Source organism: Imperialibacter roseus, assembly GCF_032999765.1.
Classification (GTDB): Bacteria; Bacteroidota; Bacteroidia; order Cytophagales; family Cyclobacteriaceae; genus Imperialibacter; species Imperialibacter roseus.
Window position 1 is genome coordinate 2,929,446 of record NZ_CP136051.1, and the last position, 24,485, is coordinate 2,953,930.

Below are 24,485 nucleotides of genomic sequence, written 5' to 3' on the forward strand. Positions count from 1 at the left end.
GAGTAGTTACTTCCTGAATGAAAGTAACCACTTAATCCGATACTTTTACCGCAGGCACCGAAACATTCAGTCATTTGAGATTGCCTGCATCTAACAGGCTACCTTTTTCCCATGAGGGCCCACCCAACCTTTGACGCCTTCTAGTGAGAATAAAATAAGAAACCCCGGCTCCTTAGAGACCGGGGTTAATCTGCGTTGAGTCAATTGTTGTGGTATGCCTCTGCTTTAAAGTTTAATGAGCTTCAATACTTGCCCATCGCTCTTTAGTAAATAAATTCCAGGTTTCAATCCCGAAAAATCGAGTCTTTCTCCCACCCTGTCTACCGACTGCAACCTGCCTTCCAGGTCATATATAGCCATGTTTTTGTTAGCCAGATTCTTAATGGTCAGGTAATCAGCTACTGGGTTCGGATAGACACTCAGCAATGCTTCAGCCTCGACACCCAGAGGGCTCGATTCTGTCAGGGTAAAAATAGCTACCTGCTCACCTGCATAATTTATTTCATCAATCGTTACTTTCGCCTCATAAGTCCCTGCGACGATGGGGGCATCTGCTAATCCATCATAAGTGATTGTGAAGTTCAGGTTGGACGGTGTTGTGGTCACCACTGGTTCTTTGGCTGATCCATCTGCCTCCTGCTCTAAATTTGTTATCGTAATACCTGCCTGAGCCTTGTCGATGACAAGTAGCCCGTCTTGATAGTTAAAAACATAATTGTCTGATACTGCACCATCAGCGAATATGCCGTAACTACCCGCATCACTATCTTGAGTTGCTTCTGTACTCACGGCGGGAGCTGTGGTCAATGCAGACTCATCTTCACCTGTCGCAAAGCCAGTAATGGTATAAGTCAGCTCCGGCATTGGATGACCATAGACAATCCGCTTATCTTCCGCCAATACGTCAAGAGTCTTGGGAAGCACCTCGAAAGTCTGGCTTACCGAAGCCGCAGCCTCGTAAGAATCGTCTCCCTCCTGGCTTGCTTCGATGGCAACGGTTCCTATCCCGGTAAACTTCACTTCTCCATCTGATATTACTGCTCCTCCGCTGACCACCTCATAGTTGACAGTAAGACCACTGGACGAGGTAGCTGATAGCTGGATTGTATTTCCGTAGGTCTGATCTTCGATGGAAGCAAAAGTGATGGTTTGAGGCACTTTGACGCTCTCCTCATTCACTAAAAAGCTTTGACTAACAGGCTCGGCAGCATTGAAATTGCCATTACCAGGCTGTGAAGCTGTTACGGTAAAGGTTCCTGCTGAACGGAAGGTTAGCACGTTGTCATTGATGGCACCATCGCCGTTTTCCAGTGCATAAACAACAGGCAGCCCTGAAGAAGCCGTTGCCCGCAGTGAAAGAGTTCCGACTGAAAAATGCTGATCATCAATTTCATCGAAGGTGATGACCTGGCTCGCCTGACTGACAGAAAGGGTTTGCTCAACATCAGCCGCAGGATGATAATTGCCATTTCCAGATTGAGACGCAGTGATAGTAACGCTACCCACTCCCACTATCGTCACACTGCTCCCCGAGACAGTGGCTACTGACTCGTCTGAGCTACTGTAGCTAACACCCAATCCCGACGTGGCAACGGCTGCCAGGTCAAAATCAGCATCTCCATAGGTTTTCTCCTCTAATGCTTCGAAAGTGATCGATTGGCTCGCCTGACTGACAGAAAGGGTTTGCTCAACATCAGCCGCAGGATGATAATTGCCATTTCCAGATTGAGACGCAGTGATAGTAACGCTACCCACTCTCACTATCGTCACACTGCTCCCCGAGATAGTAGCCACCGACTCGTCTGAGCTACTGTAGCTAACACCCAATCCCGACGTGGCAATGGCTGCCAGGTCAAAATCAGCGTCTCCATAGGTTTTCTCCTCTAATGCTTCGAAAGTGATCGATTGAGTTATTTTGGAGCTCGGAACCGTGAAATCTATCGAGACAACATCGTTTTGCAAGTTCTCATCATCATCAGCTGCCAGCAACACCAATTGATAGGAAGATTCCTCTGCCAGGCTGATAGCAACAGTAAGATCGTTAGCTCCGGCTGTTAAACTTTTACTTCCCTGATCTGCTACATTGGCCACTGAACCTGTAGATAGTTCACCAGTGGATGGCAGCGGGTCACTCGCACCGATCACGGCATAAAATAAAGAACCAGACTCGTCAACATCTACCTGCAGATCGAAGCCTTCAGCAGAAATGTTAGTAATCTGGGGAGTAGACCCAAATGAAGGAGCTGTGAGGTCTACCGTTGAGAACGTCGCTGAAAATGTACTTTCACTGATGTTAGGGATTTCATTTTCATCTTCGGCTACAAAATAAATTTCATACTCCTGATCGGCCAACAGTCCGGTAACCTCAAATTGATAGGCCTGATCCGCTATGGTAACATCTACTGATCCTGAGTGTATTGAGGCCGCCCCAGCTTCTGTTTGGCCGTTCGATACCTGAGTGGGTGATGGTGATGTTGCAATGTCAGTGTCGACTACCCAATAGAATGAACCTGGCTCGTCCAATGAAAAACTAAAGGTTGCACTGGTCTCATCAACACTTTCCAATGTAAGAGTCTGAGGAGAAATATCGGGTGCCTTCAGGTCGCTAGTGGTTGCATTTAGGTTCACAGGAGCGCCACTCTCGTTACCAAAGTCATCTTCAGCCACTACATAAAAATCGTATCCCACCTGAGAGGTCAGCCCGGAAAGTGCCAAGCCAGCCGCTTGATTTTTATCCACCCTTACCGAGTTAGCACTGATCGCCGTTGCACCACTGCTGTTTTGGCCATTCTGTACCTGTGCAAACGACGGAGCACTCTCTCCGGCAAGTTGGGCAATGGCATAGACAGTTCCCGCCTCATTTATCTTCACATCAATTTCTACGTCAGTCTCATCAACTGTAGCAATGGATGGATAACCCGCACCGAATTCAGGCGCTATATCATCAATGGTCGTAAAATCCAATTTGGTGGCAGCAGTCTGCAAGTTCTCAGCCACATCTTCAGCCACCAGCCACACATCATATGCCGTTGCCTCGCTTAGCCCGGTCAGGACAAAGCTAGCATCGCTAGCAGACACAGAACCCTCGTCGACGGCCCCATAATTGCTCCCGGCCTTCAAATTGGCAGGGAATTTTGTAGCACCGCTACTTGCGAATACAGCGTAGTACACTGTTCCGTCCCCCTCATTAAGGTCAATTTCCACCTCGGCAGACAGGGAGTTTATGGTACCCATTACGGGGTAGCCGGGCTCCCATTCAGGTTTTGAATAATCACCAGTCTCAACTGATAACTGATAGACAACAGTGCTCAATGCATAACTTTCATCAGAAATGGTCAAAAAAATCTCATAGGAGGTTACTTCTTCCAGCTCCAAGATCTGGGCCAAATTATATTCATTGTTGGCTGCCAAAGAATAGGCCGATCCGCTTTTGAATGCTGGTGCACCCGAGGCATCCTGGCCGTTTTCGATTTGTGCCGGTGTGGGTTCGTCTGCACCTTCAGCAGTAACCACATAGTATACATTTCCATTCTGAGTCAACTCCAACAAAAGGCGATATGCACCATTCAGATAGTATTCAAATTGCGGGTACCCTTCGGTAAAAGCAATGGTCACACCCTCAGAAACGGTCAACGTGCGGGTCACGTCAGGTGCGGACTCATAAGTTCCGTTACCGGGTTGCGAGGCAACGATATCTGCCGTGCCCACTCCAACAATTGCAACGATGTTGTCAACAATAGTAGCTACGGCAGTATTGGAGCTTTCATACTCAACATCCAAACCTGAGCTTGCTGTAGCATCCAGTTCAAACGAAGGATCATCAGTCGTCTTTTCAGGTATGGGGTCAAATGATATGGTTTGCGAAAGCTTATTGATGGTCAGTGTCTGATTCACCGGGTCCGCAGCGTTGTAATTGTCATTGCCCAATTGTGTAGCGGTAATGGTGGCTGTTCCTGCTCCAACTATTTCAATAAGGCTGCCCAAGACCCTTGCCACCCCTTCATCATCACTTTCCAAAGAGGGGGTCAGGCCTGAAGAAATATCCAGGAAGTCACTCCATAGAAAATCATCATCGGTAACCAACTTATCCGGAAATTCATCAAGGGTGAGGTGCTGGTTTGTTTTCAGAATTGTAAGCGTCTGACTGACCGGGTCGGCGGTATTCCAATTATCATCTCCCGTCAAGGTAGCAGTGATCTCCACAGCACCTGGCTTTTTGACTACAACAGCCCCCAGGGATGAAACCGAAACGTAAGCATTATCTACCTCAGTCCACGAAATATTCCTTCCACTTTTGGTAGAGGCCAGATCATCTAAATCGAAGTTTTCCGCATTCCAAAACACATCATCCAATTCCCCAAACGTAATCTCGTCGTCGCCTTTATTGATGGAAAAAGTCTGCTGAACAGGATTTGCTTCATTCCATTCGAAATTACCAGCTTGTGTCGCCGTGACGGTTACTGTACCCGCATAAAGTGGCGTAATCATTCCATTATTGATGTCGAGTATATCGAATGGCTCGATATCATAGGCAACATCCAGACCAGACGAAGCCATTGCCCCAAGCGCTATTGGGTCATCCCCCATTTGGATATCAGCTGGTTGATCAAATGCGATCGTTTGGTCTTTCGTTACAGTGACTTGTTTTGATATCGCAGAGGTCTGATCTCCGGTACATGGATTGACAATCTTCACAGAAATACTTCCACTTGCAGCTCCTTCATTGATCCTTGTCTTGATAAGCGTACCCTGGTAGTCAATGATGTCCCAGCCTTCCGGCACTTCCCACTGAAAGAAGGAAAGCAGTTCCTGATCGCTTGTTTTACGGGTATTTGTTTCTGGGTTCACAATCAAGAATGATGAAATCTCACCCTCTCCCACTACATCATTACCGTCATTGATTGCAACGGTGGCCAGGTAGGTATCCAAGGCTTCCATATCATAGCAATTACAAGGTTGGAGAGCCAGCTGATAACCAGGGTACGACCGGTTCTCAGCTGCATCCTCCGCATAACCGCCGAACAATTGCAAGCCAGCATGAATGGACGTTGTGATATCTATATAATCGTTTGCGTTTCCTGAAGAACTGCTGCTAAACTCCTCCCAGTCACCAGGAAATACTCCACAGCTACCGATGTAGAACTTCTGGTCAATCCCGTATTCCACCACCTCAGCAATGGTCTTGTCCCAGGTAAACCGAAAAACGGGAGCAGCGCCGTTCATGCCAACTATTTCCGGCTGTGGCAAACCCGGAGCAGGCACCCTGAAAGTAACCTGTATCTCGTCAGTAAATGAGCACCCATTGGCATTAGTAACGGTAACAGAAATGTTTTTCACCTCACGATACCCTGAGACATCGATAGACTTCACCCCTGTTTGCCCCGTGCTCCATTCTATAGTTTCCCAGTTGGCCTCATTGGCCGGGCTTGAGCCTATTGATAGCGTGACAGTCTCCAGCTCCGTGTTAATGTCAGCACCAAGATTAATACCAACAGGGCCATTGCACAGGGTGAATAGCTTGATCTGACTGCCTGGAGAGGTCGCAAAAATGAAATTGCCATCCGAATCGGCGAGGGCTTTGTCAAGTGTTTCACCACCGGTTGAGCTGTGGTACCATTTATCTGAAACACCATAAAAATCAAATTCTAAGGCACCAAAATACCGGGTATTGTTTTCAACCACAGACCCAAGCACGTAGCCCTCAGGCGTAATAAGATTTCCAATAGTTTGCGGATCGTCCAACTCGTATTCAAGGGTATAAGAACCGCCGGCAAAATCATACTCCCTCCTTACGGCATTTCCATAAAAATCACCTGTCACCACCACATTGCCACTGGATCTTGAAAAGTCGCCAACGAAGCCTGGCTCTCCGGTAAATACAGCTTTTGTTACATTACTTGAAGACCTTTCATAAAGATCAACTGTTCCATTTCCCAATTCGAGCTTAAAATAGCGATAGCTACTGATCTGCTTATAAGCAATGTTGTCAATGGATTCAGTTACTACGATAGACCCTGCTTCTGAAAAAGAATCGGAAACCCCGAAATTGTAGGGTATAGACAATGCCGCTATCTCAGAGGTTCCTTTTTGAAACTGAACGGTAACTGTGCTTCCTGTATCAATGGCAAATGCTACATCATCCTCATCGCTCTCATAATTTTTTGCATACTCATACACAAGGCCATCCGACAACCTGTACAGCCCTAGCAGCAATCCTTTGCCTGGGTTCTGGTTTTTACTGGCAGTAAAATAAACCCTATTCTGGCTTTCATAGAAGGCCACTTTCTGGGGTACGTATCCCAATGAACCAACACTTTCGTAGCTATTGACAACAGTACCTGAGGGTGAATATTTTCTCAGCAAAAAGCCATTTGGGTTGGTATTACCAGCGTTCTCAGGGTCAATACTAAAAAGTACATAGATGTTTCCATTATCATCAACATCGACGTCGACCCCATAGTCATTCGTTTCGGAATCATACCCGTAGGATTTTGACCACTGGAACACACCACTCTTGCTGTATTTGAGTACCAGACCATCGTAAACCGGCCCGCCGGACTGCCTCTGGTTGGCAAGAATGATCACATTATCATCAGCATCATGAATCATCTTTACGATCTCCACCGTTCCGGTAGCAGAAAATGTCGTTTCCCAGCTCTCTACAAAGTTTTGGGCCCAAAGAAGGTGCGTGAAAAATAAAAGTGCAGCAGAAAGAAAAAATTTCATAAGTCGTTTTTTGTCTATGAAATTGACCGCTGACTACTTCAAATGATAGTGAGATTTAGTGAAGGAAAGGAAATTTTTAGTCGATGGCGGGATTTTTAAAGGCGTCAGAGCAGGGAAAGCGACTCCATGAACTGCTTTCTGTACGACTTGCCAATCATGACCTGATGGCCTTTCAGGTACACATAGTTCTCAGAGATGCTGTCCACCGCATCAAAATTGATCAGGTAAGAACGGTGTATCCTCAGGAAGCCCAAAGGTTCTAGTTTTTCCGAAATACTTTTCAGCGTGTGGCTGATCATGTATTTCTCTTTTTCCGTGTACAACGTTGAATAATTATCGTACGCTTCCACGTACACAATGTCCGAAGTGGAGACGGAAACGATCTCCTGATCCTTTTTGACAAAAAACTTCTCGTTTGCAGGCGACTTGCTCCTGGTCGGCTTTCTGCCACGGGCTATGGCGATCTCCAGGTTCACGATAAGATCTCTCTCATTAAAAGGCTTTACGATATAACCCGACGGATTCACCAATTTGGCCCGATCAAGCGTCTTTTGATCATAAAAAGAGGTGAGAAAAATGATCGGCATGGATAGCTGCGCAGCAAGGGCAATTCCATCAACAGGCCCTTCTATCTGAATATCCAAAAGAGCAACATCGGGATGGCAAGTCTTGCAAACTTCCAACGCATCGCTTGCCTCGTCTACAATGCCGACAACCTCATAGCCGTTGGCTTCGAGGGTCTCAGCAATATCATCAGCAATAAGCGGCTCATCTTCAACTACCAATACAGAGGCTTTTTTCATACCACCAATTTATAACGTGACAAGTACAAGTTCACCTCGGTTCCACCATCATTCCGGATATCTATCTCAGCTTTGACTTTACGACTGAGCGACCGAATCATCTTCCATCCAAAAGAATTAGACTGCTCCAGAGTGGCTGCGTCCATTCCTTTGCCATTGTCCTTAACCGTTACGTTCAGTTTCTCGTCTGCTTCCCACATTTTTATGCTTATTCGTCCGCCCGGCTTGTCAAATGCATACTTAAGGCTGTTCGAAATCAGCTCATTAAGAATCAGCCCCAGGGGGATCACCGAATCAATATCGAGCTTCAGCTCGTTAGTTTCTATCTCCACATCTACTTCATTTTTCCCAAAAGCCGTGAGAAGTTCTCCTGTCAGGTTTTCAAGATACGTGTCAATGCTAACTCCCCGTATGTCCTCCGCACTGTATAATTTCTGATGAATCAATGCCATAGACCTGACCCTGTTTTGGCCTTCCATCACCGCATCCACAGCCGCTTCGTCTTTCAAGCTACCAGCCTGAAGTTTGAGCAAACTAGAAATCACCTGCAGGTTGTTCTTTACTCTATGATGAATCTCTTTGAGGAGGATTTCTCTCTCATCCAGCGCTTCCGATATTTGGAGGTTCTTCTGCTTCAATACTTTGGAAGTCCTTTGTTTTTCTCTGTACCGGTGCCCGGCAAACCCTGCCAGAATAAGAAAAATGACGGCCACCAAAATGAATATATTTCGCTGGTTAATCGACTTCGCCAGCACCAGGTCGGTGGTCTTTTTTTCCAGCTCAAGCCCCGTAATTTTGAGTTCCTGCTGTTCGGACTGATACTTTCGCTCAAGCTCAGTTATCTGCTGCTGAACAGATTGAGATAAGTATTTGTCCTTGACTTGCACAAAAGCCTCTAAAAGTGCCAGCGCCTCGGCATGACTACCGCTGGCCTTTTTCAACTCATACGACAGCTGGTAGTACGCCATTTGCTTTTCCAAAAAGGCTTCGGACTGCATGTAGACACTCATTTTGTCCAGGTACGATTGCGCCAATTCATAATTATCCTGGTCCCGATACAGCCTGGCCAGGTTATAGTACAATTCCATTCTGAATTCCGAATCACCGGGATATCCAACAAATTTTTCTGCCGCCTTGAAAGCCCTTAGAGCTGCATCGGCATTGCCCACACCCTTTTGAGACAGGGCTATATTTAACCATGCACCGGCTATTTCGCTGGTATCCTGCAGGATGAGTGCAATTTTTAACGTTTCCTGTGAATACAAGAGCGCCGTATCAAAGCTTTCTGTGGAAACGTACAAGCTCGACAAATTGAAGTAGGCGTTCAAAATGCCCACTGTATCTTTCAATTGCTTTTTAATCGCCAGCGATCTAGCGTACGCACTGGCGGCCTGTTCATATTTGCCCGACCTTTTGTAAACCTGTCCAAGATTATTCAGGCTGTAGGATAAATATTTCTTTTCGTCCAGGCTTTCAAAGATCGGGCGAGCTATCTCGTAATAGAAGGCAGCTGAGTCAAGGAAGCCTCTGTAAAACAAATTCACGCCAATATTCAAGTAGGACTTCCCCATCCCCAGGCTGTCGTCGTTGGCAAGACTTACGTTGAGCGATTTACGATAATAGACTAGAGCCGAATCAAATTCATTCAAAAACCCATAGGCCAGCCCCTGCTTGATGAGAGCCTCCCTGGTAGCTTTTGGGTCGTTAACTTCCTGGGCAATCGCCAATAGTTTGGAGGCATAGGTAAAAGCCGAATCCGCCCTCACGCCCAACCATTTTTGAAATTTCGCTTCGTATGCCGTAGCGTCGGTCTGGCCTTTTGCGCAGAAATGAAAGAAGAAGAAGATAATAGCCGCTGCGAGGCTCCAAACTTTGCTCTTGACCATGAATCATTTCCAGTGTATCGCTAAGATAACCGTCATGAGCTATTAACCGAAGAAATGTCTTCAATATACAGGTCATCTTATGGTCGGCGGTTGCAGCGGGCTTCCTATGGCGATGAAACGCCAACTAAGGCTTTGCGGCGGGGAAACGGTGGGCTAATGCTATCATAAACTCAGGTAGACACATCGTCACTCAGCGTTATTTGCCTGTGATTTTCAGAACTTTATACGATTCCTTTCCGCCAGGTGGTGGATGCGAAGCGGCTGTTTTTGGTTCGGCAGCTATTTAGGTTTGCTTTGCTTAGTATCCTCACCTCCTCTCGAGCCCTTGTCAAATTCTTTTAAATAGCAGCTATGAGTTATCAGGAAAAACGGAATACCTGTAGTATCTCAGCATCAACAAGGTTCAGGCAGCCCGCTGCCAACATTTCACCTCCTCAACTCCTCCATGTCAGCCAGCATTTCTTGAAGCCTGTTCATCACATTCCCATAAATCAGCTTCAGTTCAAACTTGTAAAGACGGCCGCCAAAGAAAGCCAGTAGGAAAACTGCCAACATTACGCCGATGATCCCGATGAGGGAAATACCGCCGACTAAATAGGTATCGGGATAATGAGTCAGTATTTTGTTCATCAGCGCATCACCCAACATCCTTCCATCAATCTCAAAAAACCAAAAACCGGCCAACATGGAAAGAAACACCCAGGGGTAGTTGAATGCCGACATTTTTGTGTTGATGGAAATTTGCTCCTTCATCCAGCCATCGAATGCTTTGAGGTATTGATAGCTGCTTACGCTTTTATCAATTTTCTTTAATCCATTCGAAAGCCGCTTGTTAACGACTGCCACCGCATTGAGAAGCAAAAACATGGGTACTCCCATATAAGCCATGCCGAACAAAAAACTTACCGGCAACAACACGACAGAAAAAATGAGGATGGCGATCAGATTAATCTCAAACATCCTTTTAAACTTATCGACAATATGCTTCGACTTTTGGCTGTATAACTGATTGATCTTCGGTGCCACCAAAGCATCGCTTACCAAAAACCCTTCCTTCCAAATAGCTTCAATTGACCTTTCCATCCAATATTACTTTTAGTCGATCCTTGATTCGTTTAATCCGCACACCAATATTATTGGCATTGGTGCCGGTTATCTCGGCGATTTCCTGATAGCTCTTTTCGTCGAGGTAGAGCAAAACCACTCCTCTGTCAACCTCAGAAAGCTGTTTGATAGCAGCGTATAACTCGTTGAGCGACTCGTTGGCAAATGCCCGGCTGTCTTCGGTAGCCTCATCCGGCAGGTAGTCGGACGCAAAGTGCTGCGGGTCGTTTTTCCTTTTCTTCAATAAGGTAAGGCAAACATTCAGGGCCACCCGATACACCCAGGTCGACCACTGCGACTCCTCTCTGAAATTGGCATGACTCCTCCAAATCTGCAGGCATACCTCCTGATAGTAATCTTCAAAATCTTCCTGGGTATTGGTGTATGCCCGGCAAATCTTGATGATGATGCCCGAAAACGGCAAAATCATGGACGTATAAAAGTCGCTGCTCAAATCTTTTACCTTGGTTGGTGGCCAAAGTTGGGGATTATTACACCCGGGGCATTCCCTTTTTGATATTTTTTGAGGAGCGGAGGTGGAATCAACTGTTACTGATCACAGCGGCGACAAAAGGCGTTTGCGCTCAGTTATTTAAATTCAACATTTAACACCCTATCTTGTGCTTCCGCCTGAGCGTCGAGATAGCGCCCAACTACCAAACCAAAAGCGATTCCAAAACTAATCCCGAGAGAGCTCCCGAGGGTTTTGTCAATCATCATTCCAAACATGCCACCAAAGGCCACCCCAAAGGCAATTCCCAGTGCTGTATAGTGGCCTTTTGGAATAAGCGAAAACTTGTTTTTCAAAAACTGCTGAAACTTAGCTAGCTTCCTTCTAAGGTGTCTTTTTCTGTTTTCCTGGTAGGCATCCAATTCCATGACGTCCAGCTCGCTTTCTACTGCGGCAAGGTCCTCTGCGGACAACTGTCTGGTTTGCAAGTCCAGCAGTATACCAATCATGTTTTGTAAAATCTTGATCTCAGATTTTTTCTCGGCCCTGGCTTTTTCTGTCTTGAGCAGTTCAATGGCTTCATCAATTTTCATAAGCGTTTTCTCTGGTTAGTGGCAGAAAGAAAAAAAACTTACACCCAGTCCAAAGAAATTTGAATAAACGCAGACAGGTCAGTGCACCGGGGCTGTCTTTGTCATTGCTACCACAATGTTTGCTGGTAGATAGCGCCCATTACTTGCAGTCTTTATTCCTTCCCTTTCTTTTTTAGCAGTACTTCCAGGCTGCTCAGGTGTTGTTTCCAGAATTTCTCGAAGTGATTTATCCAACTTTGAATCTCTTCGAAACCCTGAGAGTTAAGGCTACAAAGACGCTCTCTTCCCCTTTCTTCTATCGTGATGAAGCCGGTATCCACCAGCACTTTGATATGTTTGGACACAGCCGGCCTGCTGATTTTAAAAGACTCCGCCAGGGTATTGATGCTACTTTTTTCTTTGGTGAGTAGCATCAAAATCTCCCGACGGTTTTTGTCGGCGAGCGCCAGAAAGCTATCGTATTGTGTGTGCGTCATGATATGTTTCGTTAAGCACGGTGGCAAGGCGCTTGCCAAAGAATTTACCCCAGCCTTTTTCCATGATAAAGGCAGTGAAGGCTCCTTTAAGCCCCTGAAACCCTGTATGTGAAAGATGAAGCTCTGTGCCCCCGTTCTTCTCTACCAACGTGTAGGTAACCACAGTATCTAATGAAAGCTCACCGGGTCGTGGCCCACCCTTCAGAGCATAGGCCAGTTTCTTTTTTGGTACTACCTCCAGCACTTCCATATACATGATGCCGTCCCAGCCCCGGCGGGCCTTTTGCCTCGATATCCACTGAAAGCCTGGCTCGGCCTGAAAAGGCTCGTCTCTATGAATGGTGCTCCACTGTTTAAGCAAATCTGCATCGGTCAGGTAATCCCAAATAGTATCTATAGGATACGAATAGAACCATTTTAAGTGTATTTCCTTTTTCATTATACTAAGCGTTTTTTTGGTTCAAGCTCCATGTGTTGCCGTCGGGGTCTTCGATAGAAGCAAACTTACCCCAGGGGGTATCATCAATCTTACCAACCTCGATGCCATTGGCAGTCAACTTTTTAATGTCTCCAGCGATATCGTCGGTGTTGATCACTGCTGCCTGTAGACTCCCGGCTGGCATTTTAGGGAACCATGTCACCAATGTGATGGTCGTTTCGCCTTTGGGAAAACCCATCTGTATCCACAACTGGTCTCCCTGAAAAGGCGCTTCTACCACTATATGAAGCCCCATTTTCAAATAAAATTCTTTTGCTCGCTGCTGGTCTGACACCGGCACTGATAGTACGTCGATCCTGTTCATACTGCTATGTGTTTTATGTTATGTGAATCAAAAGTTACACAATTATATATGTAACTTTTGATTCACGCAATTTTTACAACATTTTTTCTGTGTAGTAATTATTGTGGCTTTACTTATCGTCTTCTTGAGAAACTTTGAGGCAGAAAATTTTCAATTACTTACGCCTCGCTTCCTCGGCGGCTAACAATTTTATGATTTTCTTGTCGCTGGCACTTAGCTGATCGTCCACGTTATCGTAGCGTGGCTCGTACCAACTGGCATTAGCGAAGTAAGCCCTGACGCTATCGGTCTTAAACCTGTAGCCATACCTGGCGAAAATAAGGTTTCTGGAGTAAGACAAATCGTGTTTATCAAGTTCTGCTAAAGGAGTGATTTGGTCGTTCAGCAAAACGAACAGCACCTGTTCAACGGTTGGCGGTGCGCTGGTTCTTTTCTGCACGTCTGACTCACCGTCCTCTTCATACTCTCAATGCTCCGTTTCGGCCAGAAAGAACTTTTGTTGAAAGAAACCAAAAGTAATACCCTCTTCACGGTTCATTAGGAAAGTATACCGGCTGATCAAAGTTTCCCCTCCTATCACCACCATAATTATCATGTGCTGGCAGGTAATAGGATCGCAGGCAATATTGTAATGCATGGCCAAAGCATAGGCGTCCGGACCAACATTTTCAGCCCCCATAAGAGTGATCATTTCCTTACCCTCATCTACTCCGAAAAAGCTGTTAAAGTTTGTGGGGACGTAAACACCCTCCCGGTCGGCCAGACTGACCAGATAACTTAGGGAGGTGGTATTTTCTTCGCTACTCTCATTCTCCTGTACAATGGGTGTTTCGGTGGCCACTGCCGTGGTATCCACATTAGAATTGGGCTTATCGGCCGTACCACACGAAAAGATGGCCAACGATAAAGCAACCGGTAGAAAATACTTGGTCATAGAAAGTTTAGTTAGGAATAAAGTCACGTTAAAAGAGTCCGATCAATCTAGATATTTCCTGCGAATTCTAACTCTCCCGCACTGCTTCTACACAAACTTTTTGGCACTATTCACAAACAATTTGAGGCCATCAATCAAGTGAATAATTCTCGTCAATTCGCCCGGCTTAGTTCAAATGGCTTTCACCGACTTCGGAGGAGCTCTCATGTATCACCGAAAACCAAAGCAATGCTGGCCAATCCAATCATCACAAAACTGATGGCTAGTGGCAAAACACCAACCGTCATCAGGTGGCTGATTACGGCACCAAGCGAGGCCCCGGTGAAAAAGAAAATGGTGCCGTACACAGCCGAGGCCAGCCCTGCTGTCTCGCCCATTGGCTCCATGGCCAGGGCGCTGCTGTTTGGTTCAATCGCCAGGTTGATCGACATCAAAAGCGCTATTGCCGTAAAGAACGGGATCATGGCAGGTGGATCGGTGGTGATTAGGGTTATGGCCAGTAAACCTGCCGCCACCAGGGTGTACAGCAGCACGAGCCCCCTGATCGTACGTTTGGCACCAAACCTGAAAGTAAGTCTGGAGTTCATCAGACTGGAAAACGACATCAGGAGCCCTGTTCCCGCAAAAATCCATGCAAATAGTTCAGGTCGGCCGAATATTTCACCTACTATGCGATCGGCGCTGGCTACCCAGGAGCTGAGTGCTGAAAACAGCAATGTGGTTGCCAATGTGTACCTTAGAAAGACCCGGTTCCCAATTACTCCCTTCACAGACCGCCGGATAGTTGGCCAGTCTATCAATGATCTTTTCTCCTGGGGAAGAGACTCTTCCAAACGCAGCGACCATATGAACACAAACACGGCAAAAACAGGCGGAGCAAGGAATACAGCCTGCCACGAGGCTACAGAAAGTATGGCAAGCCCAAGAAATGGCGCCAGCACTGGAGTAAAGAGGAAGATAGTAAAAATCAACGACATGGTGTGAGCCATCTTGTCGCCGACAAACCTATCCCGAACGCCGGCAATGGTGGTCATAAAAACAGCTGAGGCTCCCACGCCAGCCACAAATCTGGCCGCCAGCATCAGCTCGAGACTTGGGGAAAAAACTGCCGCAATTCCACCTGCAAAATAAAGAGGAAAGCCAATCCTCAGTGTGAACAAGCGTCCGAACCGATCCGACAGGATACCGAACACGATCTGCGCCATTTGCCCGAGAAAAAAGAACGTAATAACGTTAGATGTTGCCGTTGATGATGCTGGCAATCCAAAATGAGCCCGCAGGTCACCAAGCGCTGGCAGCATAACGTCGATGCCAAGGGCTGTAAGCATCATAGTACAAGCAGATAGGGCAATAAATTCTCCAGTTTTCATATCTATATCACAAAATCCGACGCTGATTCCGTACAGCTTACTATCATTTTTTATCGCTATGTGTGACCAGAATCAAAAGTATTTGAAAATACTGGCAATGTTCCATTCACACGGATTCGATTAAGCTCCGGAGTAACAGTACAAACAGCTACCCATTCCCCAAATTCGGCTTGCAATGGTGGCTTCCAGCAAACTTATTGATACCTTTGCGGCCTAATTCAGTAAATTATGATCTCAGTTGATGCGGTGGGTGTGGAATTTAGCGGCACCACCCTTTTTAGCAATATCACCTTTAATATCAATCCTACCGACCGCATTGCCCTCATGGGGAAAAACGGTGCCGGCAAGTCCACCCTCCTCAAAATCATCGCCGGAGAAAGCAAACCCACGCTGGGCAAAGTAACGGCACCAAAAGAGGCAGTCATCGCTTACCTGCCGCAGCACCTGCTCACTGCCGACGAATGCACGGTGTTTGAAGAAACATCAAAAGCGTTTTCCAAAATCCTGGACATGAAAAACAGGATGGAAGAGCTGAATCACCAGTTGGAAACCCGCACCGACTACGAGTCGGATGCTTACAGCAAGATCATAGAAGAGGTATCGGAGCTGAGCGAAAAGTACTACAGCATTGAAGAGATCAATATTGATGCGGAAGTAGAAAAGACATTACTGGGGCTCGGCTTCGTGCGAAGTGACTTCACCCGCTCTACCAGCGAATTCAGCGGAGGCTGGCGTATGCGCATTGAACTGGCCAAAATTCTGCTGCAAAAGCCCGATCTCATCCTTCTCGATGAGCCCACCAACCACCTCGATATTGAGTCGGTGCAGTGGCTGGAAGAGTTTTTGAAAAATAGCGCCGGCGGTGTGATGGTGATCAGCCACGACAAGGCCTTTGTCGACAACCTGACCAACCGCACCATCGAGATCACCCGTGGTCGCATTTACGACTACAAAACCAACTATTCCCACTACCTGGAGCTGCGCAAAGAGCGCCGTGAGCAGCAGCAGCGCCAGTTCGACGATCAGGCAAAACAGATTGCCGAGATTCAGCAGTTCATCGACAGGTTCAAAGGCACTTACTCCAAGACTTTGCAGGTGCAGTCCCGGGTGAAAATGCTGGAGAAGATTGAAATAGTGGAGGTAGATGAAGTGGATACCTCTGCGCTGAACATCAAGTTCCCTCCCGCCCGACGGTCGGGCAACTATCCGGTGATCGCCACCGATCTTGGCAAGTCGTATGGCGACCATGTCGTATTCAAAGACGTCACACTGACCATTGCCCGTGGAGAGAAAATCGCCTTTGTAGGAAAAAACGGAGAAGGAAAATCGACCCTGGTGAAGGCCATTATGGGCGAAATTCCGGTCGACGGCACATTGCAGGTGGGTCACAACAGTGAGATTGGCTACTTCGCTCAAAACCAGGCTTCGCTGCTCGATGAAAAGCTGACCGTGTTCGAAACGGTGGATGAAATAGCCAAAGGCGATATCCGGTCACGCATCAAAGACCTGCTGGGCGCCTTTATGTTCAGCGGCGACACGATCGACAAGAAGGTGAAGGTGCTCTCTGGCGGTGAGCGCACCCGACTAGCCATGATCAAGCTACTGTTACAGCCTGTAAACCTGCTCATCCTCGATGAGCCTACCAACCACCTCGACATCAAAACCAAGGACATCCTGAAAGATGCACTGAAAGCGTTCGAAGGCACGCTTATCCTCGTTTCTCACGACCGTGACTTCCTGGATGGCCTCGCTTCCAAGGTGTTTGAGTTTGGCAACAAGCGGGTAAAAGAACACTTCGAAGACATCAATGGCTTCCTGCGTAACAAGAAGATGGAAAATTTGAAGGAGATTGAGCGGACAAAATAGTCGGTAATTAAACAGGTTACTATATGTGGCACCGCACAGAATAACCTCTTTAATCTTCGGAACTGGTTAGAAATCCCTCTTATATCACCTCTTTTTTCTTCCTCCTGAGATAAGATAGTCCTCCCAGCGCCGAAGCCGGGGCAAACAAAAAGATAGCTGCCAGCTGCGTGAAATGATTGCCTTCGCTTTTGAACATGGAAAAGGCAGCAAACCCAGCCATCAAACCTGCGAGGAAATAGTTGACCGTCAGCTTACCTGATCCGGAAATGGGCTGTGCCAACAACCCGCCCAGGAAAGAGAAAACGATGCCGTAGGCAATGGTAAGCGCCATCACTCCCACCGACGGGTCGTTGTGTGGGTCAATGCCTGACAGTTGAAACAGCAATACTGCGCTGACAGCAAAAACCAGGTAGCCGATGACAACAGCAAGAATATTTCGAAAGACTTTCATTTTTTAATAGCCATTTAACACAATAGGTAGAACCAATAAGTGGACAATCTAGCCGATTTTTTTCTGGTTTGAAAAACGAACGCTACAACCAGACTATGGAACAATTCTATCGTTCAAAAATAAAACAGCACTAATTCAAAATCTCTACAAAATCAGGTCGTAAATTGACGAAAGAATTTTCCTCGTTTCCCCGTATGCTCCTGCGCATTTATCAGGTTATTGCCACCCTCTTCGCCATTTCGGTGCTGCCTCTCTCTGCACAAAAAGTAGAGAAAGCCAGCTGGGAGCTTGTTAGTGCCGAAAAAGACCTGAACATTTACACCCGAACCTCTGAGGGGTCACCAATCAAGGAAATCCAGATCACCACAACCATAGAAAGCACCATGCAGCGGGTGACCGACCTGCTCAGTGACGTGCCCAACTACAAGTTGTGGGTGTACAAATGCAATGAAGCTAAAAGGATCAAAACTACATCCTCCAACGACTTTCACTACTATGTGGAAACTGCCCTGCCCTACCCGTTCAGCAACAGGGACTTGTCGGTGCACTCCGTACAATGGTGGAACAGGGAAACTGGTGCCTACCACTCTCGTTCAGTCGCCGCTGCCAACGCTGTTCCGCAGAAAAAGGGAATTGTACGGATCACAGAATTTGAGTCGAAATGGGAAATAAGGCCAAGAAACGACGGCAGGGTAGATATTGTATACACTGCCCGGGCCAACCCTGGAGGAGAAATACCTGTTTGGCTTGTAAATTTGTTCATTACCAAAGGGCCACTGGAAACCATGCAAAAGTTTACCGAGCTGGCCAGGGTGTTTGAAAGCAGCGAAGATTGACCACCACCTCTTTTAGCTGCTGTAGTCTGGTAGTATTTGACTCAATAGTGTTTATGGCAACGCTCGTTTTTTCTTATCTTTTTTAATTCGGATAAAATTATCCGAATTAAAAAATTGTTTTATATCTTTGACACAAACAAACCACAATGTTCTCAAAAGCTTGTGAATATGGAATCAGAGCCACCTTGCACATCGCCCTTTTGTCGATGGATGGCGTGAGGGTAAGCCTGAAGGATATTGCCAGAGACATCGACTCACCGGTGGCCTTCACAGCCAAGATTTTGCAACAACTGGCCCGCAACAACATTATCGATTCCGTGAAAGGGCCTGTTGGTGGTTTTGAAATCCAGAAGGATAAAATAGCGTCTATCAAACTGAGCCAAATTGTATTTGCGATAGATGGTGACAGCATTTATCGGGGATGCGGCCTAGGGCTCAAAGAGTGCAATGCACTGGAGCCCTGCCCTTTGCACGAAAAATTTGTACTGATACGTAACGATTTGAAGGAAATGCTGGAAACAACCAGCCTGTATGAACTAACAAAAGGCCTTGATGTGGGCCTCACTTTTCTGAAACGGTAAAAAAATTTGATCCTTAATGAGAGAAAAAGGTCTTAAATTCCTAATAATGAATTTCAAGCAGCTATCATTACTCCTATTCATTCGTCTTGCTTCCAGTACTCCGCTGGCAGCACAATCGGTAACGACCGACAACTGGTACATGAGTCCCGGCATTATCGGCACATTCGTCCTGATTACCACCGTCCTTTTCATTGCCGTGATCATATTACCCCGGCAGGTTAAACTCTACAAATCTTCATTCTGATGAACAACGACATTCAAAACATAGATGACATCAGACTGCTGGTCAACGACTTCTACTCAAAAGTAAGGGAGGATGAATTGCTCAAAGACATCTTCAATGGCGTGATACAAGACAGATGGCCTGTGCACCTGGAAAAGATGTACAAATTCTGGCAAACCGTACTCTTAGAAGAGCACACCTATTATGGCAGCCCTTTTGCCCCTCACGCACATTTGCCGGTAAACAAAGCCCATTTCGAGAGGTGGATCAAGCTATTCCATCAAACCCTTGATGAGCATTTCGAAGGAGAAAGAGCCCTGGAAGCCAAATGGAGGTCGGAGAAAATGGCTGAAATGTTCCTTTACAAAATCGAGTACTTCAAAACCAGTGGAACAAAACCCTTAGTGTGAATTTAAACTTCAATTATCATGAATAATCTTTTAAACAAAACAATCGGTGAAATAGTGGCCGAAGACTACCGCACAGCGGAGATATTCGGGAAGCATGGCATTGACTTCTGCTGCAAAGGCAACCGCAGCATTCAGGAAGCTTGCTCCAAAGCCAATATTGATCAGGCAAAGCTCACAGAGGAGGTTGAAGCCATCTTGAACAAAAGCGAAGACGCATCCTACGACTACCAGTCGTGGCCACTGGATCAGCTGGCTGATCATATAGAGCAAAAGCACCACCATTATGTTGAGGAGAAAATGCCGATACTCAAACAATATCTTGAGAAGCTGTGCCAGGTGCATGGGAAAAGTCACCCAGAACTATTTGAAATAACCAGGCTGTTCACTGCCTCTGCAGGAGAACTGGCTATGCATATGAAAAAGGAAGAATTTATCCTGTTTCCTTTTGTACGGAAAATGGAAAGAGCGAAAAAAAGTGGCGAAAAGATAACCTACGCCCAGTTTGACACGGTGCAAAGTCCTGTCAGGATGATGATGGAGGAGCATGAAACAGAGGGAGATCGCTTTCAGCTAATCAGCGAATTGAGCAATCACTACTCCCTGCCGGACGATGCCTGCAACACCTACCGGGTCACCTTTGCCATGTTAAAGGAGTTTGAGGAAGACTTACACCTTCACATTCATCTGGAGAACAATATATTGTTTCCTAAATCCATAGCATTGGAGAAGCAGCTCAGTTGAACAGGCAAATGCACTGATTCTATAAAAAACAGCTCACGATCAGGAGAAAATGTGTTCGTGAGCTGACTATCTTACACCCGAAACGGTGAAAAACACCATAACTCAAAACTGTCATCCATGAAAGAGCGCACGCCCATAAAAAGAGCAAAGCAGCTTCAGCCCCTGAGCCGTGATCATCATCATACCTTGCTGTTGTGTTGGAAGATTAGAAAAGGCTTCGCTAAGGACATAGCACCTGAACGAATTAAAAAATATGCAGACTGGTTCTTTGAAAATCACATTCTACCGCATTTCGTTGCCGAAGAGAGTTATATCTTTCCGATACTTGGCAGTGAAAACGAGCTGGTAAAAAAGGCATTAATGGAGCATCGAAGGCTTACCAGGTTGTTCAATGAAGACGAGGCTGAAAGATCCCTGAGTTTGATTGAAGAAGAGCTGGAAAAACATATCCGGTTTGAAGAAAGGGTTCTTTTCAACGAAATCCAGCAAAAGGCATCGTCGGAGCAACTGGCACTAATCAGCTCCCTTCATGAAGAACATAGTTTTGTTGACCTGAAGGATGATGAATTCTGGAAGTAAAGAGGATAAAAACCTCATTATTTGCAAACAGAACATGCCCCAGCTCTACCCAGAATTATCCAGAAGGTTACTTCAGCACGCCCAGGTACCTCGCCATCCAATACGGTAACAAATATTCGTCGCCCGCCAACACAGAGTTGCCTTCACTCCCGCCATCCAAATCAAAAGGATTCGCATTGTGCCGATGCGTTCGTCGCTCGCCGGGGGTTAGCAGCACCTTTGTTGTTTGGCCACGAAAGTTGGGTTCGAGCAGTTCCAGGTCTTTTCGATGGGAATTCTTTACTGCATACGACATCTGATCGAGGCCAAACTCCTGCAAATGCCAGCGCACATCTTCCAAATTGATATCACCAGCTGTTCCGTAAGTTAGCAGATTCCAAAGTGCATTCCTTTCTGGCAATTCAACCTTCCAGTGGTCGGTGATAATGTCTGCATAATGCTGTTTCAGGGTATCATTGAGTGCATAGTGATAAAGAGGCCAGTAAGTGAGAAAGGCCATTTCGTCATCGGAATGGTTCCAACCGTCGCCCATGGTGTGTCCATCGTACATCACAATGTGTTCTTTCATGTCGTACATGCTGGGAAGCATGTTTTTGAAATAGCCAAACTCGTTCATCACTTTGAACATCTCAGTTTTGTAGCTCTCTTTTTTGGTGAGTGCATAGGCCAGTTGCAGCCCCGCAACCAGGTGGATACTGTTTAGCTTTCTATCGTACACCTCCGCCGGGTACATGTTCACATATTCAGGATTCCAACGACCCCAGGTAGTGGGTTTGCCATCCAGGTCCACGAAGTAGTAGTCATTATCAAGAATATGGGTCATGATGGCATCAATGAAGTCGGCTACCCTTTTCTTTTCCTCCGGTGCCTTCGCAATGAACTGATCCATCAGTGACGCTACAAACAGATAGGCGATGTATTCATCGGAGCTGGTGGTGCCCTTCCACTCCCAGCCTTCCTCTGGTGACTTCCGCCACCTGTCGGGGTCATTCACTTTATAGCCCTCTCGCTCGAACGTCCTGGAAGGGAAGCCCTTCAACTGATTGACAGTCAAAAGCCGCTCGAAAGCCTCAAACGATTCCCAAACATATCGTTTAGCCACCTCTTCGCCAGTAACAGCATAACGAAACACCTGACTGCCCAGGTAAAAGGACGTCCACAGACCATCGTTGTCGTGGTCAATGATTTCCTCAGAGGTTAAATCGTAAGCTACAGGCAACTGTGGCGCACAGACAAAGCCGTACCGCATGTGGTACTTGCGAATGCGGTCCTGAAAGAATTCCGTCTTTTCAGCAAGCGTAAAGGGCATTTGTTCAATCATATTGAGCCCCGTGGGTGTGAGCAGATAGATATTGCCGCTGGCATCCGCCGCCATGTCAATCACTTCGTTAACATCCAGCCATCGTTTAGAGGCAAAGTATCGATACCTGTCAGTCTCTTTTCTAAAAGCTCCGTCGGCAGTTGAAAACCAAAGCTCGTCGTTTCCGGTCAGCAACATCTTTCTTATCGCTGGCACCGGCAGTCTTGACTCGGTGTCTGTCGCCCTTTTTCCCTGGCCATCGATTGTGTAGTAGCCATTTTTTGTCCCGACAGTGATTTTACTTTCACTAAACACCAAAGACGTCATGTCAAGCCCTTCATGCATCACCTTCCAGGCCTTGCCTTCGAGTTTGTAAATAGCTTTGGCTGTGAGTGCTAAGAATTGTCCCTTAGCAACATAGATGTCAATTACTGCCTCTTTCGGTACTGTCAAGTCTCCTATTTTCTTATTTCCATCAAAAAGAGCGGCCTTCTTCTCACCCACCAGCAACACTTTCAGGTCTTTGCCAACGCTAATGCGGCTGTACAGCCCTGGCTCAAGCTTTGTATCCAGCGTACCTGCGTATCCATTGGTGAGAAACTTGTCTTTGTACAGATAGAAAAGGATGCCAGTGCTCTCTTGCGTGGTGATGTCAACCGGTACCTTATCGGCCAGCGACCGGTAGGTGTGATCAGGAGCCAGCTGGTAGTCAGGGAAGTCCCGGAAGAGCCCCTTATCGGTGAGAACATGCACTATGCTGTTGTAGTCGACTACGACCTTTTTGGGTCGGGCTTCACCAAAACCACCAGCCGCATCATAATGATGCCCAACCAACTGGATATAGGGCTCGTCTGCCATTTGTGCGGCTGCCGGCCAGGTGCTGAAAGTCGCCACCAGCAAGTAAAAAAAGCATCTATGCTTCATAACAATAGTATTAACAGGGTGTTAGCGCTAGTTACTCAGTCCTTTCCGGAGTATTGGGAATCTTGTTGATCAGTACATTTGGCTTACCGGCTTTCTTCACCAAATCAAAGGCATCATACAACTCTCCCTTCGCTGTGAACGCATTGTACGACGCTGTGTCTGCTCCCACTTTTATCACCTGAAACAGCTGCGTATTGGCAGCCTTTCGCTCCATCCATTTATCATCGCTGATGTCATACATCTTGGGGCCACTTACCGACACTACGTACATCGTACCCGAGCGATCTTCCCTCAAGCCTGCACCTGTGGGCACATTGCTGACCATTCCCCGTCCGTAGGCATGATCATGCCCTTGTAGCACCAGGTCTACACGGTGTTTATCAAACAAAGGCTTAAAACTTTCTCTGAGTGTCAAATTGTCCCGATTAGGTTTGGTGGAAAAGACGGGATAGTGAAAAGTGATCACCGTCCACTTTTTTGGGTTATTGGTAAGTATAGAATCCAGCCATTGCACCTGCAGAGTTCTGAAGTGTTCCGATTCGTCGATCTGTTCGGCATCGAGAGAAACTACCTTCATCTGCGGAAAATCAATTACATAACAGGTTTCCTCAAGGCCGGCGGGGCCATTTTTTGGCAGGTTAAACTGGGGGCGCCATTGCGGCGAAAGCACCACGTCTTTATACTCGTGGTTGCCGGGCGTCATCACCGCCGGCACCATAGCATGAATAAAACCGCCGGCATGAAACCACTCTCCCCATTCAACATCTCTGTTGTGCCTGTTGATCAGGTCTCCGGCGTGGAGCATGAAATCCACTTTTGGCATGGTTTGGTAAGCCTCCCTTATCACCCTCGACCACATTGACTTTACATCGTTTTGCGCATCACCGAAATAAATAAAAGAAACCGGGCCATTTTCTTGCGGCATCTCGATCTGGTACCATTCTGACCAATAAGGCTCGGAGCCCACCCTGTATACATATTTCCCTCCCGGCAGCAACTCATTAATAACTGCTGAATGGTAATTGGCTGATATTTCGGGTTCTTCTTCCCGTGCGACTGTCAGAGGTTCTGTAGCGGCTGCGATGGTTCTAATACTGTCTTTGAACCCGGGGCCACCAGAAGCAACAGCCACCTCCACAGTACCTCGGGCGATTTTGGTGGAGGTGCGCCAATTAACAGCTACCGAATGAATAGGATCTTCGGTCAGATTAAGAATGACCCGGTCCGGTTCGTTGCCAGGAAAAAGCAGCTTCGCATTCGGGAGGCTGTCGGCTGGGCTGTGTTGATGACTATGCTCATGGCCATGGTGGTCTTCAGCGCTGTTTTGTTGGCAGCTAAAAAGCCCAAACACAGCTACAAGCGTCATAATGCTGAGTGAGCCGAACCGAATCAATTTACTTATGATCATTGCGATGTCGTTAGTTGAAG

Annotated in this window: 22 protein-coding genes; 7 read left to right on the plus strand and 15 right to left on the minus strand. The window is 46.8% G+C overall.

The genetic code is table 11. The features are described from left to right. Window positions 1-225 precede the first annotated feature (225 nt). The 12 genes from RT717_RS12105 to RT717_RS12160 form a co-directional block, all read right to left on the minus strand. On the minus strand, window positions 226-6,726 hold the full coding sequence (locus RT717_RS12105; protein ID WP_317492001.1) for an MBG domain-containing protein: 6,501 nt from the start codon (window positions 6,724-6,726) through the stop codon (window positions 226-228). 104 nt (window positions 6,727-6,830) lie between these two features. Next, window positions 6,831-7,529 (minus strand): LytR/AlgR family response regulator transcription factor, encoded by a 699-nt coding sequence (locus RT717_RS12110; RefSeq protein WP_317492002.1) that lies wholly within the window; start codon window positions 7,527-7,529, stop codon window positions 6,831-6,833. Beyond that, window positions 7,526-9,415, minus strand: coding sequence for a tetratricopeptide repeat-containing sensor histidine kinase (locus tag RT717_RS12115; RefSeq protein ID WP_317492003.1), 1,890 nt, complete (start codon window positions 9,413-9,415; stop codon window positions 7,526-7,528). The genes RT717_RS12110 and RT717_RS12115 overlap by 4 nt, the downstream gene beginning before the upstream one ends. Window positions 9,416-9,841: 426 nt before the next feature. Next, window positions 9,842-10,498 carry a hypothetical protein gene (locus RT717_RS12120; RefSeq protein ID WP_317492004.1) on the minus strand — a complete coding sequence of 219 codons (657 nt, stop codon included), beginning with the start codon at window positions 10,496-10,498 and terminating at the stop codon, window positions 9,842-9,844. Further along, window positions 10,482-10,973 (minus strand): RNA polymerase sigma factor, encoded by a 492-nt coding sequence (locus RT717_RS12125; RefSeq protein WP_317492005.1) that lies wholly within the window; start codon window positions 10,971-10,973, stop codon window positions 10,482-10,484. Before RT717_RS12125 ends, RT717_RS12120 begins: the two co-directional genes overlap by 17 nt. A 134-nt stretch (window positions 10,974-11,107) precedes the next feature. After that, entirely contained in the window at window positions 11,108-11,563 is a 456-nt protein-coding gene (locus RT717_RS12130; protein ID WP_317492006.1) for a hypothetical protein, read from the minus strand. A 152-nt stretch (window positions 11,564-11,715) separates the two neighbouring features. Then, the gene (locus tag RT717_RS12135) at window positions 11,716-12,039 is read right to left on the minus strand and encodes an ArsR/SmtB family transcription factor (RefSeq protein WP_317492007.1); all 324 of its coding nucleotides are present in this window, start codon (window positions 12,037-12,039) and stop codon (window positions 11,716-11,718) included. After that, window positions 12,017-12,478: an SRPBCC family protein gene (locus RT717_RS12140; RefSeq protein WP_317492008.1), complete on the minus strand. Its 462-nt coding sequence runs from the start codon at window positions 12,476-12,478 to the stop codon at window positions 12,017-12,019. Before RT717_RS12140 ends, RT717_RS12135 begins: the two co-directional genes overlap by 23 nt. Before the next feature lie 4 nt (window positions 12,479-12,482). After that, entirely contained in the window at window positions 12,483-12,842 is a 360-nt protein-coding gene (locus tag RT717_RS12145) for a VOC family protein (protein ID WP_317492009.1), read from the minus strand. Window positions 12,843-12,996: 154 nt separating this feature from the next. Further along, complete coding sequence (locus RT717_RS12150) at window positions 12,997-13,281, minus strand: YARHG domain-containing protein (RefSeq protein WP_317492010.1); 285 nt, start codon at window positions 13,279-13,281, stop codon at window positions 12,997-12,999. Between the two features lie 27 nt (window positions 13,282-13,308). Further along, window positions 13,309-13,776 (minus strand): hypothetical protein, encoded by a 468-nt coding sequence (locus RT717_RS12155; protein ID WP_317492011.1) that lies wholly within the window; start codon window positions 13,774-13,776, stop codon window positions 13,309-13,311. 203 nt (window positions 13,777-13,979) lie between these two features. Continuing rightward, window positions 13,980-15,107 (minus strand): MFS transporter, encoded by a 1,128-nt coding sequence (locus RT717_RS12160; protein WP_317492012.1) that lies wholly within the window; start codon window positions 15,105-15,107, stop codon window positions 13,980-13,982. A 267-nt stretch (window positions 15,108-15,374) separates the two neighbouring features. Here RT717_RS12160 and RT717_RS12165 point away from each other — a divergent pair, with 267 nt between their 5' ends. Then, window positions 15,375-17,012: an ABC-F family ATP-binding cassette domain-containing protein gene (locus RT717_RS12165; protein ID WP_317492013.1), complete on the plus strand. Its 1,638-nt coding sequence runs from the start codon at window positions 15,375-15,377 to the stop codon at window positions 17,010-17,012. Between the two features lie 79 nt (window positions 17,013-17,091). Here the strand turns inward: RT717_RS12165 and RT717_RS12170 are convergent, their stop codons facing one another. Continuing rightward, window positions 17,092-17,463, minus strand: a complete 372-nt coding sequence (locus RT717_RS12170) for a hypothetical protein (protein WP_317492014.1) — start codon at window positions 17,461-17,463, stop codon at window positions 17,092-17,094. A gap of 164 nt (window positions 17,464-17,627) precedes the next feature. Between RT717_RS12170 and RT717_RS12175 the strand changes: the two genes are divergently transcribed. The 6 genes from RT717_RS12175 to RT717_RS12200 all read left to right on the plus strand — a co-directional run bounded on the left by RT717_RS12175 (window position 17,628) and on the right by RT717_RS12200 (window position 20,833). After that, window positions 17,628-18,299: an START domain-containing protein gene (locus RT717_RS12175; RefSeq protein ID WP_317492015.1), complete on the plus strand. Its 672-nt coding sequence runs from the start codon at window positions 17,628-17,630 to the stop codon at window positions 18,297-18,299. A 146-nt stretch (window positions 18,300-18,445) separates the two neighbouring features. Continuing rightward, window positions 18,446-18,880: an RrF2 family transcriptional regulator gene (locus RT717_RS12180; RefSeq protein ID WP_317492016.1), complete on the plus strand. Its 435-nt coding sequence runs from the start codon at window positions 18,446-18,448 to the stop codon at window positions 18,878-18,880. A gap of 46 nt (window positions 18,881-18,926) precedes the next feature. Next, window positions 18,927-19,124 (plus strand): hypothetical protein, encoded by a 198-nt coding sequence (locus RT717_RS12185; protein WP_317492017.1) that lies wholly within the window; start codon window positions 18,927-18,929, stop codon window positions 19,122-19,124. Beyond that, on the plus strand, window positions 19,124-19,513 hold the full coding sequence (locus tag RT717_RS12190) for a group III truncated hemoglobin (RefSeq protein ID WP_317492018.1): 390 nt from the start codon (window positions 19,124-19,126) through the stop codon (window positions 19,511-19,513). Before RT717_RS12185 ends, RT717_RS12190 begins: the two co-directional genes overlap by 1 nt. An 18-nt stretch (window positions 19,514-19,531) precedes the next feature. Beyond that, the gene (gene ric, locus RT717_RS12195; RefSeq protein WP_317492019.1) at window positions 19,532-20,254 is read left to right on the plus strand and encodes an iron-sulfur cluster repair di-iron protein; all 723 of its coding nucleotides are present in this window, start codon (window positions 19,532-19,534) and stop codon (window positions 20,252-20,254) included. A 117-nt stretch (window positions 20,255-20,371) separates the two neighbouring features. Next, complete coding sequence (locus RT717_RS12200) at window positions 20,372-20,833, plus strand: hemerythrin domain-containing protein (RefSeq protein WP_317492020.1); 462 nt, start codon at window positions 20,372-20,374, stop codon at window positions 20,831-20,833. Between the two features lie 67 nt (window positions 20,834-20,900). On the opposite strand, the gene RT717_RS12205 is transcribed toward RT717_RS12200, so the two are convergent. Together RT717_RS12205 and RT717_RS12210 are read right to left on the minus strand one after the other, a co-directional pair. Further along, on the minus strand, window positions 20,901-23,057 hold the full coding sequence (locus RT717_RS12205) for a hypothetical protein (protein WP_317492021.1): 2,157 nt from the start codon (window positions 23,055-23,057) through the stop codon (window positions 20,901-20,903). 31 nt (window positions 23,058-23,088) lie between these two features. Continuing rightward, a complete protein-coding gene (locus RT717_RS12210) occupies window positions 23,089-24,465 on the minus strand; it encodes a metallophosphoesterase family protein (protein ID WP_317492022.1) in 1,377 nt (458 codons plus the stop codon). Between the last annotated feature and the right edge of the window lie 20 nt (window positions 24,466-24,485).